At 62.2% G+C, this 15,645-nt stretch carries 12 protein-coding genes; 7 read left to right on the top strand and 5 right to left on the bottom strand.

The genetic code is table 11. The annotated features are described in order from the left end of the window. Window positions 1-46: 46 nt before the first annotated feature. Window positions 47-583, bottom strand: coding sequence for a DUF1599 domain-containing protein (locus VF629_RS16480; RefSeq protein WP_331059585.1), 537 nt, complete (start codon window positions 581-583; stop codon window positions 47-49). 106 nt (window positions 584-689) lie between these two features. Between VF629_RS16480 and folP the strand changes: the two genes are divergently transcribed. The 5 genes from folP to VF629_RS16505 all read left to right on the top strand — a co-directional run bounded on the left by folP (window position 690) and on the right by VF629_RS16505 (window position 9,486). Further along, on the top strand, window positions 690-1,583 hold the full coding sequence (gene folP / locus VF629_RS16485; RefSeq protein WP_331059586.1) for a dihydropteroate synthase: 894 nt from the start codon (window positions 690-692) through the stop codon (window positions 1,581-1,583). A gap of 100 nt (window positions 1,584-1,683) precedes the next feature. After that, the gene (gene cdaA, locus VF629_RS16490) at window positions 1,684-2,517 is read left to right on the top strand and encodes a diadenylate cyclase CdaA (protein ID WP_331059587.1); all 834 of its coding nucleotides are present in this window, start codon (window positions 1,684-1,686) and stop codon (window positions 2,515-2,517) included. A gap of 497 nt (window positions 2,518-3,014) precedes the next feature. Next, window positions 3,015-4,415: a patatin-like phospholipase family protein gene (locus VF629_RS16495; protein ID WP_331059588.1), complete on the top strand. Its 1,401-nt coding sequence runs from the start codon at window positions 3,015-3,017 to the stop codon at window positions 4,413-4,415. A gap of 191 nt (window positions 4,416-4,606) precedes the next feature. Continuing rightward, window positions 4,607-9,031, top strand: coding sequence for a cache domain-containing protein (locus VF629_RS16500; RefSeq protein WP_331059589.1), 4,425 nt, complete (start codon window positions 4,607-4,609; stop codon window positions 9,029-9,031). Window positions 9,032-9,123: 92 nt separating this feature from the next. Next, window positions 9,124-9,486: a hypothetical protein gene (locus VF629_RS16505; RefSeq protein ID WP_331059590.1), complete on the top strand. Its 363-nt coding sequence runs from the start codon at window positions 9,124-9,126 to the stop codon at window positions 9,484-9,486. 120 nt (window positions 9,487-9,606) lie between these two features. Here the strand turns inward: VF629_RS16505 and VF629_RS16510 are convergent, their stop codons facing one another. Together VF629_RS16510 and VF629_RS16515 are read right to left on the bottom strand one after the other, a co-directional pair. After that, the gene (locus VF629_RS16510; RefSeq protein ID WP_331059591.1) at window positions 9,607-10,332 is read right to left on the bottom strand and encodes a response regulator transcription factor; all 726 of its coding nucleotides are present in this window, start codon (window positions 10,330-10,332) and stop codon (window positions 9,607-9,609) included. Further along, window positions 10,313-11,683, bottom strand: coding sequence for a HAMP domain-containing sensor histidine kinase (locus VF629_RS16515; RefSeq protein WP_331059592.1), 1,371 nt, complete (start codon window positions 11,681-11,683; stop codon window positions 10,313-10,315). The genes VF629_RS16510 and VF629_RS16515 overlap by 20 nt, the downstream gene beginning before the upstream one ends. A 226-nt stretch (window positions 11,684-11,909) precedes the next feature. Between VF629_RS16515 and VF629_RS16520 the strand changes: the two genes are divergently transcribed. Beyond that, window positions 11,910-12,347 (top strand): DUF1573 domain-containing protein, encoded by a 438-nt coding sequence (locus VF629_RS16520; RefSeq protein ID WP_331059593.1) that lies wholly within the window; start codon window positions 11,910-11,912, stop codon window positions 12,345-12,347. Window positions 12,348-12,430: 83 nt separating this feature from the next. Here VF629_RS16520 and kbl read toward each other — a convergent pair whose 3' ends face one another. Next, window positions 12,431-13,678 carry a glycine C-acetyltransferase gene (kbl, locus tag VF629_RS16525; RefSeq protein WP_331059594.1) on the bottom strand — a complete coding sequence of 416 codons (1,248 nt, stop codon included), beginning with the start codon at window positions 13,676-13,678 and terminating at the stop codon, window positions 12,431-12,433. 212 nt (window positions 13,679-13,890) lie between these two features. On the opposite strand from kbl, the gene VF629_RS16530 reads away from it, so the two are divergent. Next, window positions 13,891-14,373, top strand: coding sequence for a hypothetical protein (locus tag VF629_RS16530; RefSeq protein ID WP_331059595.1), 483 nt, complete (start codon window positions 13,891-13,893; stop codon window positions 14,371-14,373). Between the two features lie 22 nt (window positions 14,374-14,395). On the opposite strand, the gene VF629_RS16535 is transcribed toward VF629_RS16530, so the two are convergent. Further along, window positions 14,396-15,502, bottom strand: a complete 1,107-nt coding sequence (locus VF629_RS16535) for a patatin-like phospholipase family protein (RefSeq protein ID WP_331059596.1) — start codon at window positions 15,500-15,502, stop codon at window positions 14,396-14,398. Window positions 15,503-15,645: the final 143 nt, after the last annotated feature.

Raw genomic sequence — 15,645 nt, forward strand, 5'->3', positions numbered from 1 at the left:
CTCAGCATGACGTTCCGATTCACATCATGAATCAGGGCCTCCGTTGCTACTGTTCGCCGCGCAAAATCAGCGCAAATACGGCGTAGTTCAGCATGTCGCGGTAGCTGCCTTCCACACTTTCGCTCACCAGGGCCGCGCCGCCAATGTCTTCGAGCTGCTTCACGCGGTGCAGCTTCATCAAAATCAAATCAGTGATGCTCGACACGCGCATTTGGCGCCAGGCCTCGCCGTAGTCGTGGTTTTTGGCCAGCAGCAGGCGGCGGTTTTCGGCGGCTTCGGCGTCGTAGGCGGTGGCCACGGCTTCAGGGCCCATGTCCAGCGGTGTATCCGCGGGCAGGTGCAGCTGCATCAGGGCAATGAGGCAGTAGTTGATGATGGCCACGAACTCCTCGTTCACGTCGTCGGCCACCAGCTGCACGCCGGTTTCCTGAATGGTGCGAATGCGGTTGGCTTTGATGAAAATCTGGTCCGTCACCGAAGGCAGCCGCAGAATGCGCCAAGCCGTGCCGTAGTCGTGGGTTTTGGCCAGAAACAGGGCGCGGCAGCGGGCCAGCAGCAGGTCGTAGTGTTCGGGAGTGGTCAAGCGGCGAGGTGGTGAAATGGTGAGATGGTGAGCCGTGCAGCGGGCTTCACGCCGCAAGTTCGGGCCGTTGGCCGGATATTGTCGTTTTCCCGCCCGTGCTTTAGCTATGCCTGCATTCGCCACCTACCCAACCGCAAACTCACCACTTCACCATTTCACCACTTCACTGCTGAGCCCCCACGGCCGCTTGCTCAGCTTGCACCGGCCGCAGGTGATGGGCATTCTCAACCTCACGCCCGATTCGTTCTACGCCGGCAGTCGCGTGGCTTCTGAGAAGGACCTGCTGACCCGCGCCGAAACCATGCTCGCGGCCGGCGCCGCCGTCCTCGACCTTGGCGCCTACAGCACCCGCCCCGGCGCCGAAGACATCTCGCCCGACGATGAAACCCGGCGCCTGTTGCCCGCCGTGGAAGCCGTGCGCTGCGAATTTCCCCAGGCTTTCCTTTCCGTCGACACCTTCCGGGCCCGGGTGGCGGAAACCGCCGTGGCCGCCGGGGCCGACCTGGTGAACGACGTGGGCGGCGGCACCCTCGACCCCACCATGTTTGCCACCGTGGCCCGCCTGCGCGTGCCCTACGTACTGATGCACCTGCGCGGCAACCCCCAAACCATGGCCAAGCTCACGCACTACGAAGACGACCTGGTGCTCACCCTGCTGCGCTATTTTCGCGACGGTGTGTCGGCCCTGCGGCAGGCCGGCGTGGTCGACATCGTGCTCGACCCCGGCTTCGGCTTTGCCAAAACCGCCGCCCAAAGCCACGAGCTGCTGCGCCGCCTCAGCGAGCTGCAAGCGCTGGGCTTGCCCATGTTGGCCGCCTTGTCGCGCAAAAAGATGGTGTACGGCCCCCTGGGCTTGGGCCCCGAAACGGCCCTCAACGGCACCACGGCCCTGCACATGGTGGCCCTGCAGGGCGGCGCCAAGCTTTTGCGCGCTCACGACGTGGCCGAAGCCGCCCAAACCATAGAATTATTTGCCAATACCTTTCCAATGGCGGAATAAAGGCCGTAATTTGAGGCTGGGAGGCCCGCCGTGCAACGGCCGCACTTCCCAGCGCCTCTGTTAGGCAGGCGCACCCCGCCCTCCACCTAGTCCCACCCGCATGTCCGGCCCTTTCCCCATCAATTTCCTGCATTTCGGCTGGATTGACGCGGCCGACGTGCTCCTGGTGACGGTGCTGCTCTACCAGCTCTACAAGCTGCTGCGCGGTTCGGTGGCGCTCAACGTCGCCCTGGGCCTGATTCTGTTTTACCTGCTGTACTTGGTGGTGAAGGCCACGGGCATGCAGCTGCTCACCAAGATTTTGGGGCAGTTCATGAGCGTGGGCGTGCTGGCCAGCATCATCCTGTTTCAGCAGGAAATCCGCCGTTTTCTGCTGAACGTGGGCAAAGCCACCGCCCTGGAACGGGTGCGCGGCTGGGCCCGCGGACGCTCCCTCGACGCCGCGCCCCTGGCCGTGGGCCCGTTTGTGGAGGCCGCCAAAAGCCTCTCCAACAAGTACACCGGCGCCCTCATCTGCTTCACCCAGGCGTCGGACCTGTCCGCGTTTGCCGAGTCCGGCGACCGCCTCGACGCCGAAATCAGCAAACGCCTGCTGCTAAGCATCTTCAACAAAACCAGCCCCCTGCACGACGGCGCCGTGATTGTGGCCAGTGGCCGCCTCCTGGCCGCCCGCTGCATTTTGCCGGTGAGCGAAAACCCCGACGTGCCTGCCTCCCTCGGCCTGCGCCACCGCGCCGCCATCGGCCTGAGCGAAATCACCGACGCCGTGGTGCTGGTGGTGAGCGAAGAAACCGGCGCCATGAGCCTGGTGCGCCACGGCGAAGTGCACCGCGACTTGGCCACTGCCGAACTCCGCGCTCGCCTCAACGAGTGGTTGCTGAGCGGGGCAAGCAATTCGTCCGCGGTGGCGCTCAAGCCCGAACCGGCGGCCTAAGAAGCTGTTTGAGTTGGCCTGCCGGGTAGAGACGCAACATGTTGCCTCTCTACCGCACCAACGCAGTTGTTGCTAATTCAAACAGCTTCTAAGCCACGCGCTTCGCTGGCAGGGTTTTTTGAGCGGGAGATGCAAAAATTGTTTAATTGAAAGAAAAAATAGATAATATTTCTTCGGGTTGATGTATATTGTTTAAATTAATATCCACAATATTGATTTAAACAGTGACTTGGCGCGGGCGACTGACGGTAGCTCGTTGCCCCGCAAGGTTGAGTACGCACGCTGTCTACCCCTGCCGATGCCTGCTTTTGTGTCTTTCGTCTGGGTTTTCCGGGCTGTGTTGCTCTGGCGAGCGCACCCCGCTTATACGCCCTGTGCGGGTCTGGACGGGCGCGCCCATGCATTCGGGGGTAGGAATAGTTTAGCGTGCCGTGTGTTCCGCGCCTTGCCCAAGGCGGGGCTTTTGCTGTGTTCTCTCACTCTTTTCGCATCGCGCCATGAACCCAACGTTGTCTCCTGACCAATTTACCCAGCACCCGGAAGTGGTGCAAGCCTTAGCCAGCCTCCGCGCCCACATTGCCAGCCGGCCCGGCTGGCGCATTTCGGACGTAGGCGGCGGGCCCGATGTCGAAGCCGACGGTCAGCACTACCCGCTGCAATACGTGGACCTGGTGATGGAGGGCGGGGGCATGCTGGGCATTGCCCTGGTGGGCTACGTGTACGTGCTCGAACAGGTGGGCATCCGGTTTTTGGGGCTGGGCGGCACCTCGGCGGGGTCCATCAACGCGCTGCTGATGGCCGTGGCCGCCCGCCGCGACGAGGCCAGCACCGACTGGATTATCGAGCAGCTGGCCAACCAGAATTTCTACGAGTTCGTGGACGGGGACAAGGATGCCAAAGACTTTACCAACGACTTGTTGCGGCCAAAGGAGGAACACCACGGTTTTTGGGGTTGGGTAAAGAAGAACGTGGCCAAAGCGGACCTCATCAACGACGGCCTGCAAATCGTGGACAACCTGCGCGACGATTTTGGCCTGCACCCCGGCCAGAAGTTCAAAGACTGGATAAGCAAGCTACTGACCGATAGAAACATCGGCACCATTGCCGAGATGACGGCCCGGCGCGAGCAAGTGCCGCCGGGCGGCCTGCGCCGCACGCACGACGCGAATAACACCCCCACCGACGAGCCGTACACGCCCACCGACCTGGGACGGGTGGCCATTGTGGCGGCCGACATCACGACCCAAACCAAGGCCGTGTTCCCGGAAATGGCGCACTTGTATTGGGACGATTGGGCCCAGGTGCACCCCTCCGAGCTGGTGCGGGCGTCCATGTCGATACCCTTGTTTTTTACGCCTTACCAGCGCGGGCCCCTGCCCGGCCATGGCCAGGCCGACGCCCAGGCTCAGCGCCAGGCGTGGGAAGAACTCGGTTACACCGGCGCCATCCCCGAAACGGCTACGTTCATGGACGGCGGCATCATGTCGAACTTCCCCATCGACCTGTTTCACGACAACACCAAGGTGCCGGCCGCGCCCACGTTCGGCGTGAAGCTGGGCATCGACCGCGGGGCGCCCCGCGCCACTGGCTCGCTGCCGGCCTTGCTCGGGGCCATGTTCGACGCGGCCCGCACGCAGTACGATTTCGACTTCATCCAGCGCAATTCCGACTACCGCCACCTGGTGCATTGCCTGAACGTGGACCAGTTCAACTGGCTCGATTTCAACATGCCCACGCAGCAGAAGCTGGACTTGTTTGCCACCGGCGCGCGCGGAGCGGCCGAGTTTCTCAAAACCTTCGACTGGCCCGCCTACAAGAAGCTGCGCCAAGCCAAGGTGCAGGTGGTGAAAGCCTCCGAAGCCATGGACGGAAAGCCTGAGCCCAGCCTGGCGCATTAGGGCATGTGGACAGCAAACCAACAGAACGTCATGCAGAGCGCAGCGAAGCATCTCGCGTGCTTCAACTAAGTAGTGGCGGCAGGCGAGATGCGTCGCTGCGCTCTGCATGACGGTCCTTTTTAGTAGGAATCCTTAGTGTCCCCGCCCCAGTACGCCAGCCGAACCATTCCGAGTTTCTCCGCTACCGTTTCATGGCTTCGCTTCCCGAATCGTTTCGCCGTCACGCTGTGGGCATTGGCTTGAGCCTGGTGTTTGCGCTGGGCGTGGCTGCTTACGTGATGGTGTATTTGCCACAGCAAGAGGCCTCGCTGCGGCTGCGCTATTTTCGGGTGGTGGCGCGCATCGGCGAGAACCTCAAGCAGCGCACCGATGCATTTGCCAAACGCAACGAGGCCATTCAGCGCGAAGTAGAATACAAGCTGCGCCAGGACTTGGCCGGCCAGAGTACCCGAAGCGGGCGGGACACGGCGTATTTTCAGAACAAAGCGGCGTCAATTGCAGGCTTGAAAGACCACAAGCCTGCGTTCAGCTACCTGAAGTTTCAGGACAGCATGCGCGTTAGCAAAAAAGGCAATCCCAGGAAACCAACGAAGCCCCCGGCCGCCATCAGCTGGCTGCCCAACCGACAGCAGCTGCAGTTTGCGCAGCCCTGCCAACTGCCCGAAGCCCCCAGCGGGGGCTTTGCCAAGCGCGCTTACGTGCTAAGCACTGCTGGCCTGACCGACTTGGTGAGCGGAGCACTGCGCCGCGACGTGTTCGGGCAATTCATGATTTTGGGAAAAAGCACGCCCGGTGGAGAGTTCGACCGGGTATACTACAGCTCGTTCCCGACCCCGGCCACCGTCAACCTGCAAGCCGGTCTGAAAGGTGGCTTGCCACGGTGGCTGCGCGACACCACCGGCATCCAAGGCACCCGCCAAACCCAGCTGATGATAGCCGGGCAGTCGTACCAGCTGTTTGTGGAGCCCCTGCGGGTGCACGACGACGTGACGTGGCTGCTGTGCGGGGCCGTGCCCACGGCCCGTTTCAACGCTGAGCGGCAAGCCCTGCCCGGCTCGGTGTTGGAAGTGGCCCTGGCCCTCATCGTGCTCAGCGTGCTCGCCTTGCCTGTGCTCAAAATTCTGCTGATGAGCGCCCAGGAGCGCCTCAGCCACTCCGACGTACTGCTCTGCAGCGTGGCCCTGGTGCTGGGTACGGGCATGCTTATGCTCATTTCTTCCTCGCTCAACGCCCGGTATTTTTTTGAGCCGCCCCTGCTGGACCGGCAGCTCACGGCGCTATCGAATGCCGTGATTGGCAAGTTGGAACCGGAGGTGAAGGAACTTAACGTTCGCCTGCGGCAGGCGGACCACTGGGCCAGCCTAGCCGTGCCCAAAGCCGCTGGTTCGTCGGCTTATGCCATGAAGTCGCCCATAGCCCAATGGAGCCGGCGGCCACCGGTCGGCTGGCCCTTCCGAGGCCAAGGCTTATTTCCTCCACTGCTGGCACCGCCGTGGAACTGGTGGCTGGCAGGCAACCCGCCCGCAACACCATCCCTGGCGGCAGCACGCCAACGGCTTCAAACGCACTTTACTTCGCTAAGCTCGGCGCATACTCCGTTGGGGCACTTGTTTCCAAGAGAAATTGGTGATACGGCGGCATGGCAAGCCAAAGTCGACCGGATGCTGTGGGTGGACGACACGGGCGAAGCTGTGCTCAGCGCCGATGGCGGGCAGGCTGGCTTCGTGCCCAACCTGAGGGAGCGCATCTACTTCCAGCAGGCAATGAAGGAGCAGTTCTGGCCCAGCACCGCGCCCGAAGACGCTTTTCTGCTGGCTTCGGTGGTGAACTACGGCCGCACCAGCGACAAAACCGCCGTGCTGGTGCGGCGCAGCACGATGAGGCCCATTGCTGCGGCCAATGGCCGAACGATACAGCCAAAAGTGTGCCTCTACAGCACCGAGCTGCGCAGCCTGGCTCAGCCGGTGCTGCCCCCCGGCTACAGCTTCTGCCTGATGGACCAGTCGGGCGAGGTCCTGTTTCACTCCGACCCCAACCTGAGTTTGAGCGAAAACCTGCTGCAGGACTGCGAGCCCTCCTACGTGCTGCAAGCGGCCATGCTGGCCCGCACCACGGCTTCGGAGCAGGTGCAATACCAGGGCCGGCAAGTGCAGCTGCACATTCGGCCCGTGGGCAACTGGCCGGTGTACTTGGTGACCCTGGCCGACCTTCACGGCGTGCGCGCCCGCCAGGTGCAAACCTTGTCGCTGGCGGCCACGCTGTGGGGCGGCCTGGCGGCTCTGGGGCTGCTGTTTACGGGGGCGCTGCTGGTGCTGCGGCCGCGGCGCCGCACACTGCTGGCCATTCGCGACAGTTTCTCGCATCTGTGGCCGCGCACGGGCCCGCGCGCCAGGGGCAGCTACCGCCTGATTGTGGGCGGGGTGGGGGGCGGTATCCTGCTGCTCTTCGTGGCCGCGTCGTGGGCGGCGCCGCTCACGCAATTGTTCTTGGTGCTCTTGCTGCCCTTGTATTTGTTTGGCTTTACCTACCGGTTGCTGCGCCGTTGGCCCCAGGACCGCGACAACGGAGCTTGGGTGCGCGTGCGCAACCAAACGGTGGCGGCCATTGCCCTGGTAAACCTGGCGAGCCTGCCGTGGCTGGCGCCCGGCACCAACCTTGTGGGATGGGAGGAATGCGTATGCCTGATTGGGTTTCAGCTGAGTTTGGCGGCCTTTCTATACCTGTACCGGCGGTGGCACCGGGCCAGGGCCACCCAAAGCTCGTCGGCGCCAGCCTACTCCAACGTAGACCAGCACGCGTATGCCAAAGCTTGGCTGGCGTGGGTAGTGATGCTCAGCCTAGTGCCGGCCTTGTACTGCTACCATTTGGCCTACCAGGCCGAGCGGGAGCTCCAACTCCGCCACGCCCACTTGCGCTTATTCCAAGCGCTGGGCGCACAAGTCAACGCTCCGCCTTACACGAGCTTCTTCTTCGATACCGGTTTTGCTGACAAAGACGCGGCGAAGAAGTTGTCGGGCCCGGTCGCGTCCGCCGAATACTACTTCCGCAGCTTGGTTACGGGCCTGCACCCGGCCTTCGACACCACTGCCCAGGCGGGGCATTATGCCTTGGCCCGCGGCGCCAGCTGGCAGGAAACCCGGGCCCCCTTTTTCGGCCCCAACCAGTTGCGGAGCCGCAACCCGAACGCTTATTCAAGCCAAGTCATGCAGTCGGAAGTCGGCGACCAGCACTTGGGAAAGCACTGGTATTTTCCCAGCGACGCGCTGCGGAATTATTTAAGCGGAGATTACTGGCGGCCGCGTTGGCGCGACGTGCGGCCCTGGCTGGGGCAGATGCTGAGCCTGGGCCTGCTGCTCACGGCCCTTTACTGGCTGCTGCGCGGATTGCACCGCCGTATTTACAACCTCGACATTCTCAAAGTGTACGCCCTGACGCGCCACGGCTTGTCAGTGGCGACGGTGCTACCCACGCGGGCGAAGCATCGGTATTTGCTCAACCCCGAGGCGGGCACCAGCATGACGGCAGGCCGTAATTCTGGCCTTCGGCATTTCGATTGCCGCCAGTTCCTCCCCGCTACTACTGCCTCCTCAGGCTCACCACTGGACGAGTTCATGAAGTCGGCGGACAGTCCCGGTGTTACGGGGGTGGTGCTGGAGAATTTTGATTTTCAGGTTGATGATGCCGGCCTGACCCTTGCCAAAGTGGCGCTGCTGCGGCAACTGCTCACCGACCACGGCGCCAAGGAACTGGTGGTGGTTTCGCGGCGGCACCCCATGGCCTTTGGCGACTGCGGGCACCCGCGCGGCTCGTGCCCCACAGAAGAGGTTGCCAAGGAGCACGGCAAGATTTGGGCGGCAGGCGACCAGTTGCTGGAATTGCTGGCCGATTTTCAGATTGTGTACGAAACCATTCCGAAAGCACCAGCCCAGCCCACCAATACCTTCCCGGCCCTGCTGCAGGCCGCTGCTCCCCAGCCAGTGCCCCCCAGCGGCCCCGTTGTAGACCGCTACCGCGAACTGTATTCTTTCGTTTGCACTGAGTGTAATGCCTTGCCCTTTCTTAGGCCTTTGCTCCCCGAGCTTGGGGAATGGCTGGTGCAAGGCTACCACGCCGGCCTGCCCCTGGGCAAGGAAGACGTTATTCTGCTGCTGCAGCGCCGGGCACAGTTTCAGTTTCGGAGTCTGTGGAACTCGCTCTCGCCCACCGAGCACTACCTGCTGTACGACCTGGCCCAGGATGGCTTGGTCAATTCGCGCAACGCGCTAGCCATTGAAAACCTGCTGCACAAAGGCCTGCTCGTGTTTGCGCGCCGCCAGCACAAGCTGCTGTTCGTCAACGAGAGCTTCCGCAACTACATTTTGTCGTCGCTCACCCGCCAGCAGGCCTTGCGCATCGAGCAGGAAACCAGCCAGGGCGGCACCTGGGCCAGTGTGCGTCTGCCGCTCTTTCTGCTGCTGGCGGCCGTGGGCGTGTTCATTTTCGTGACGCAGCGCAGCGCCTGGAGCGAGGCCCAAACCTACCTCACGGCCCTTACCGGCGTGCTGCCGTTGCTCTACCGGCTGCTTAGCCTGGCGCCACTGGCCAGCAGCGGCCCGGCTCCCGAGGCCAAAAGCTAGCCGCGCGAGGGCTGTGCGGCGCGCAACCCTGGCGTGAAATGGCCGTTATGACCTAAGAAATTTAGTTTGACTTGCCTAAATAATTTAGTGTTATGAAAATCGAAGTAGCAAAAGGCCAGGACAAAGGTTTCCTGCCCGACGGCCGCCACACCGTGGAAATCACCGACATTGAAGAAGGCATTAGCGAGCACCAGCAAGTGCCGTTTTTCGCCGCGCGCATGGAAAACGAGGACGGGTTTGTTACCCAGCGCTTCTACAATTCCGAAGCTGGCCACCCCATCATTCTGCAGCTGTATTCGGCGGCCGGCATCAAGCCCGAAGAAGGCAAAGCCCTCGACACCAAACAGCTCATCGGCAAACGCCTGTCGGTGGAAGTAGGCGACCATTCTTACGCCGACCCCGCCAGCGGCAACGAGCGCAGCATTCGTCAGGCCACCGGCTTCCGGACTGCTTAGGGCAGTTTTGGGTCGCGCTACTGCTCGTTTTGGTGCAATGACTCCAAATTTGATAAAGGCCGCTGCTCGAATGGGCAGCGGCCTTTTTTTAATGTTTGCGAGCCTGGCTTTGCGCGCACGCTAAGCGGCAGACTGCTCGCTCACTTCCAGCACAAAGCCCACGCGGTTCACGCTGCGCAGCTGCACCCGGGCGTCGTGGCGCAGGTGCTTGCGCAGGCGCGAGATGAACACGTCGAGGCTGCGGCCCATGAAGTAGTCGTCGTCGCCCCAGAGCTGGCGCAGGATGTCTTCCCGCTTGAGGAGCTGGCCAGCGCGCTGGGCGAAGAAAGCCAGCAGCTGCGCTTCCTTCTGGGTGAGGCGGGCGGTACCGGCGGTGTGGTGTAAAGTGAGGTTGTGGGGGTCGAAGGCGAAGCTGCCGAGGGCGGTGCCCAGCGCCGCCGGGGCCGGCGGGACGGCCCCGGCGGCGCGCTTCAAAAACACTTCCATGCGCAGCACCAGCTCTTCGAGGCTGAAGGGCTTGGTGATGTAGTCGTCGGCGCCGGTGCGCAGGCCCGCGATGCGGTCTTCGCCCAGGGCGCGGGCGCTGAGAAAGAGGATGGGCACTTGCGGGTTGAGCTCTCGAATGCAGCGGGCCAAGGCAAAGCCGTCGAGGCCGGGCAGCATCACGTCGAGTAGGCAGAGGTCGAACACCTCGCGGCGGAAGGCCGCCAGCGCCGCAGTGCCGTCGGGGCAGTGGGTGAGGAGGTAACCACGTCGCTCCAGGTTGTCGCGCGTCACGAAGCCCAGGTTGGGGTCGTCTTCGGCGTAGAGAATGCGGGCGGGGGCCTTAGGCGCGGGCGGCAGCATGAGCGGGAACGGGCGGGAAAAAAAGGGTGAACGTGCTGCCCTGGCCGGGCTGGCTGCGCAGCAGGATGCGCCAGCCGTGGGCCAGCACCACGTTGCGCACGTAGTACAAGCCCAGCCCGAAGCCCTGGGCCGGCCGCAGGTCGTTGGCCGCCGGCACCCGAAAAAACTTGTCGAACACCCGCGGCTGGTGCGCCGGGGCAATGCCGATGCCCTCGTCGGCCAGCGTGAGGCGCAGGCGCGGGCCCTCAGCTGCCAACGCCACCCGCACCACGGGCGGCCCGGCAGCATATTTCACGGCATTGTCGAGCAGGTTGAACAGCACGTTGGCCAGGTGCACGGGGTCGGCCCAGACTTGGTATTTAGTTGCTAGTTGTTCGTTGTCAGTTGTCAGGGTTGTGCTGGCGTGCGCGTCATCAGAACAAACTGACAACTGACAACTATCAACGAACAACTCAACCCGCCCCTGCGGGTGCTTGCCGCTGATGTCGAACTGCCGGATGACGTCGGCCAGCAGCGTCGCTAGATTCACGGGCTCGCGGTGCAGGCGGAATTCGCTGCGCTCGCTCTTGGCCATTTGCAGCACCTTGTCGACTTGCTGGCTGAGGCGGCGGTTTTCTTCCCGGATGATGCTGGCGTAGTTCAGCAGGCGCTGCGGCTGGCTGGCAATGTCGGGCGCGGAGAGCACCTCGGCCGAGATGGCAATGGTGGCAATGGGCGTCTTGAACTCGTGCGACATGGCGTTGATGAAATCACGCTGCACCTCCGACAGCCGCTTTTGGCGCAGGATGACGAACAGCGCGTACCCAAAAAACACCACCACCACGAGCAGCAGCCCCGAAGTCAGGACCCAGCCGTTGAGGCGGCTCATGAAGTAGGGCGCGCGCTGCGGCAGGTGCAGGCCGAAATAGTAGGTGTACTGGCTGTATTTGGGCAGCCGAGTGGGCACAGCGGCCGGCGCCGGGGCGGCATCGGTGGCGCTCACGTAGTTGCCGTATACCATGTGGTCGGTGGCGCAGTCGTAGATGGCGTATTCGTAGTCGAGGCGCAGGTTGAGGCGCCCGAACTCCTGGCGCAGGTAGTAGTCGAGCAAGTTGGCGTCAATCTCACTGTTGACGTTTACCACGTAGTAGTTCGACGACAGCTGGCTCACGGGGCTTTGGCTGGGCAAGTCCACGCGGCGGTAGGCAGCCAGGCTGGTGGCCACGTTTTTCAGGGCGATGTACAGCGTCTGGTCGAGCTGCCGCTCCTCGTTGTCGAAAGCCCGGCGCACCCAGTACACCTGCACCGCGATGATGCCGACCACCGACAGCACCCCGAGCAGCACCACCAGGCGAATCGGTAAGGACTTCATGGTCCGAAAGTACAGCGGTTGGGAGCCCCTGCCCTCAAACTTCCCGACCATTAACATCTCATTAACAACTGTTGGGTTTTCGTTAACAAGCCCCGCCAGAGGGCTCGTCTACTTTTGTTTCGTTGCCGGTCCGCCCATGCCACGGCCCGTCACCCAATCCATCTGGCCAGATGAAAACCCTTGTTTCAGCAATTCATCTTTCACATCAACTCAATCCTACAAGCCCATGAAATCCGTCCTCTCGCTCCTCGCTGCTCTGCTGCTGACCAGCACTGCCGCTTCGGCCCAACAAGCGCTGGCCATGAATACTTCAGCGCCCGCATCCGGCAGTTTCTCCACGGCGCCGGCCGCCATCAAGTGGGAAAAAACCACCCATCAGTTCGGTGAAATCAAGCAGGGCGTACCCGTTACGGCCTCCTTCACCTTCACCAACAAGAGCAAGGCCCCGGTGCTGCTCGCCGACGTGCACGGCTCCTGCGGCTGCACCGTGCCCGCGTGGTCGAAAGAACCGATTTTGCCCGGCAAGTCCTCGGTCATCACCGCCACCTTCAACGCGGCCAACCCGGGCGCATTCAACAAAACCGTAACCGTGACCACCAACGCCGATGGCGCCGGCCCGCAAGTGCTCAGCCTGCAGGGCACGGTGGTGGCAAATGCGCAGTAACCTTCTGCTTGCCACTAAAAAAGCGCCGCCACTTCCAAGGAAACGGCGGCGCTTTTTTTACCTAGTGGACATCTGATGTCACTTCACGGCGTGTTGGTCACTACCTGCCCGGCGGCCGACTGCGCCGCGCCCGGCTCCTTCAGTGTCCCCAGCTCCTTGCCTACTTCGACGAACGCCGCAATAGCCTTGTCCAAATGCGCGCGGGTGTGGCCGGCGCTGAGCTGCACCCGAATGCGGGCCTGGCCCTGCGGCACCACAGGGTAATAAAAGCCCACCACGTAAATGCCCTTGTCGAGCATTTTGGCCGCGAATTCCTGGGCCAGCTTGGCGTCGTAGAGCATGACGGGCACGATGGGGTGCTGGCCGGGGCGAATGTCGAAGCCGGCTTCGGTCATTTTCTCGCGGAAATATTTGGTGTTTTCCTCGAGATGGTCGCGCAGCTTGGTGCTTTCGGTGAGCAGTTCCAGCACGCGCAGTGAGGCGCCCACGATGGTGGGCGCCAGCGTGTTGGAAAACAAATACGGCCGGCTGCGCTGGCGCAGCATGTCGATGATTTCCTTGCGGCCCGAGGTGAAGCCGCCCATGGCGCCGCCCAGGGCCTTGCCCAGCGTGCCGGTGATGATGTCGATGCGGCCCATCACGCCGCGCAGTTCGTGGGTACCGCGTCCGGTTTTGCCCAGGAAGCCGCTGCTGTGGCACTCGTCCACCATCACCAGGGCCTGGTACTTGTCGGCGAGGTCGCAGATTTTGTCGAGTTGCGCAATGGTGCCGTCCATGCTGAACGAACCGTCCGTGACGATGATGCGGTGGCGCGAGCCCTTGGCCTGGGCGTCCTGCAGTTGCTTTTCCAGGTCGGTCATGTCGTTGTGGGCGTAGCGGTAGCGCTGGGCCTTGCACAGGCGCACGCCGTCGATGATGCTGGCGTGGTTCAGGGCATCGGAAATGATGGCGTCCTGCTCGTTGAACAGCGGCTCAAACACGCCGCCGTTGGCGTCGAAAGCGGCGGCGTACAGGATGGTGTCTTCGGTGCCCAGAAACTCGGCCAGCTTCTGCTCCAGTTGCTTGTGAATGTCCTGCGTGCCGCAGATGAACCGCACCGACGACATGCCGTAGCCGTGCGAGTCGATGGCCGCTTTGGCGGCCTCAATTACCTCGGGGTGCGAGCTTAGGCCCAAATAGTTGTTGGCGCAGAAATTCAGCACCTCGCCGGCTTCGTCGGTTTCAATTTCGGCGCCTTGGGGCGAGGTGATGATGCGCTCCTTTTTGAAAAGGCCGGCGTCCTTGATTTCCTGAAGCTGTTGGGTGAGGTCGGGCTGGAGGGTGGCGTACATGCGGTGGGTTGTTTGAGACGAGTAGCGTGATTGATAAATCCCCTGTTCACGGACTTTCTATTTGGTAATGAAAGCGGTGCAGTGACACAGGCGGTCGGAATAGACTCTGACCGTGGCGGAAACAACACTACAAATGTCTGCTCTTCTAACGGTAGTTTACTTTGACAGGCGTAATTGAGAAGCTACCAATTCATTCAAAATTGTTTCCTTACATGAGAAAGTCGTTTGCTATCAGTCTTTTCAGCGTAGGGCTTCTGTTGTTTCAGGTTGGATGTGTGGGGCTCAGCATCGTGGCGGGTACGAAACAAGTGGCAATCAGTAATGACATCGGGGACGAAATTGGAGATGCTGGTAACGGTCCTGGAGCCGTTACCGATTCGACGGTTGCTTTCCTGTGGGGAAGTCCCAAACGCAAAGAGGCAAAAGAAGGACGTGAACTGTGGGTTTACAGAAGCGACGAGCTGGCGTGGCGAGGAATCGAAGTGTGGGCAATAGTACCTATACCGTTGCTGCTGCCAGTCGGCTTCAAAAAAGTGACGCTGGAATTTGAGGATGGCGTGATGACCAAGTACACGACCGATAACGGCCGAGAAAGATTTTTTGGCCTCTTTATAATGAATGGTGTGGACAGTGTGTGGCAATTCAATCAGGAAGAAGTCACCGGAGGATGCCACGGGTATTATGGTTGCTATTGAACAGCGAAAAAGTAGCAGAGGCTCATTTGTCAGCTTTGGTCTTGGCAGAGGTGCGCGCCATAAAGGCTTGCACGCCCTCGCGTCCGCTGTCCATCAGCGCCTTTTTCTCGGCGTCCGTTACCCGTTTGATTTTGGGGCTGAACCCCAAGAAATTGATGCTCACGGTGCGCTTCCAATCCAGCGGCTGCACGGGGTTGAGGTTTTCCAGCGCCACGGTGTAGAGGGCGCCCACGTAAGTATTGAAATCCGTGATGGTGTAGGGCGCTAGTTGCCGCCGGCCGGTGGTGGCCGTGTCCATCGGAATCTGCTCGGCGCGGTCGAGGCGCAGGCCCAGGGTTTCGGGGTTGAAGACGTTGCCTTGGGCATCGGGCACCGCGGGAGTGCCAGCGGGCAGGTAGCGGGGCTTGTCGAACAAATCGATGGGGTAATTAGCCAGCAGGCCGCCATCAACGAGCACCTGCACGGGCTGGCCGGGTGCCGGCGTGCCGGTGATGACGTGGTTTTGCGCATCGAGCAGCACCGCCCTGAAGTACAGCGGAATGCTCATGCTGATGCGCACGGCATCGGCCACGCGCATGGCGGGCGTGGTTTCGTAGCTGAACACCTGCACGCGCTGGGTGCTGAGGTTGGTGCCGGTGGTGTAGAGGTCGCGGAAGCGGGTTGGTTCCTTTTGCGCCAGCGCGTGCAGCTCGCCCAGGGTGAGGTTGGGCTGCTGGGTTTTGCGGGCCACCAGCTCGCTGAGGTAGGTGGCAAACTCGTCGCCCCGGTACCAGCCGTACTGCTTCACCAAGCGGTGGCTGCCGCCGAAGAAGATGAAGCGGCCGTCGTTGAGGCGCTGTATGGGCGTGGCGTTCACCACGTCGATGATTTCCTGCGCCGAGTAGCCCACCGCCAGCAGCGCCGCCTGAATGGCGCCAGCCGAGGTGCCGCCCACCCGCTCGATGCCGCCCAGCACGCCCTGCTGCTCCAGCTCCTGCAAGGCGCCGCCGTAGGCAATGCCGCGGATGCCGCCGCCCTCCATCACCAGGTTGCGGTAGCGCGGGGCGGGCTGCTGGGCCTGGGCCGCAATGGTGCAAAAACCAAGCAGGGCGCCCAACGCGCAGCGCAGCAAAATGAGGCGGGTAGACATGCGGCAAAGATACCGCCGCTCCGGCCGCCGTTTTAAGCTCCACGGCGTAGTGGGGAAGTTGCCGGGCGGCACCGCCAGCGTACGCCACGGTCCCGGTATCTTTGCGCCCTCATCCATTCCCACCCGCTCACTCAACCCAGACT

Origin of the sequence: Hymenobacter sp., assembly GCF_036388155.1 — a bacterium.
Lineage (GTDB): Bacteria > Bacteroidota > Bacteroidia > Cytophagales > Hymenobacteraceae > Hymenobacter.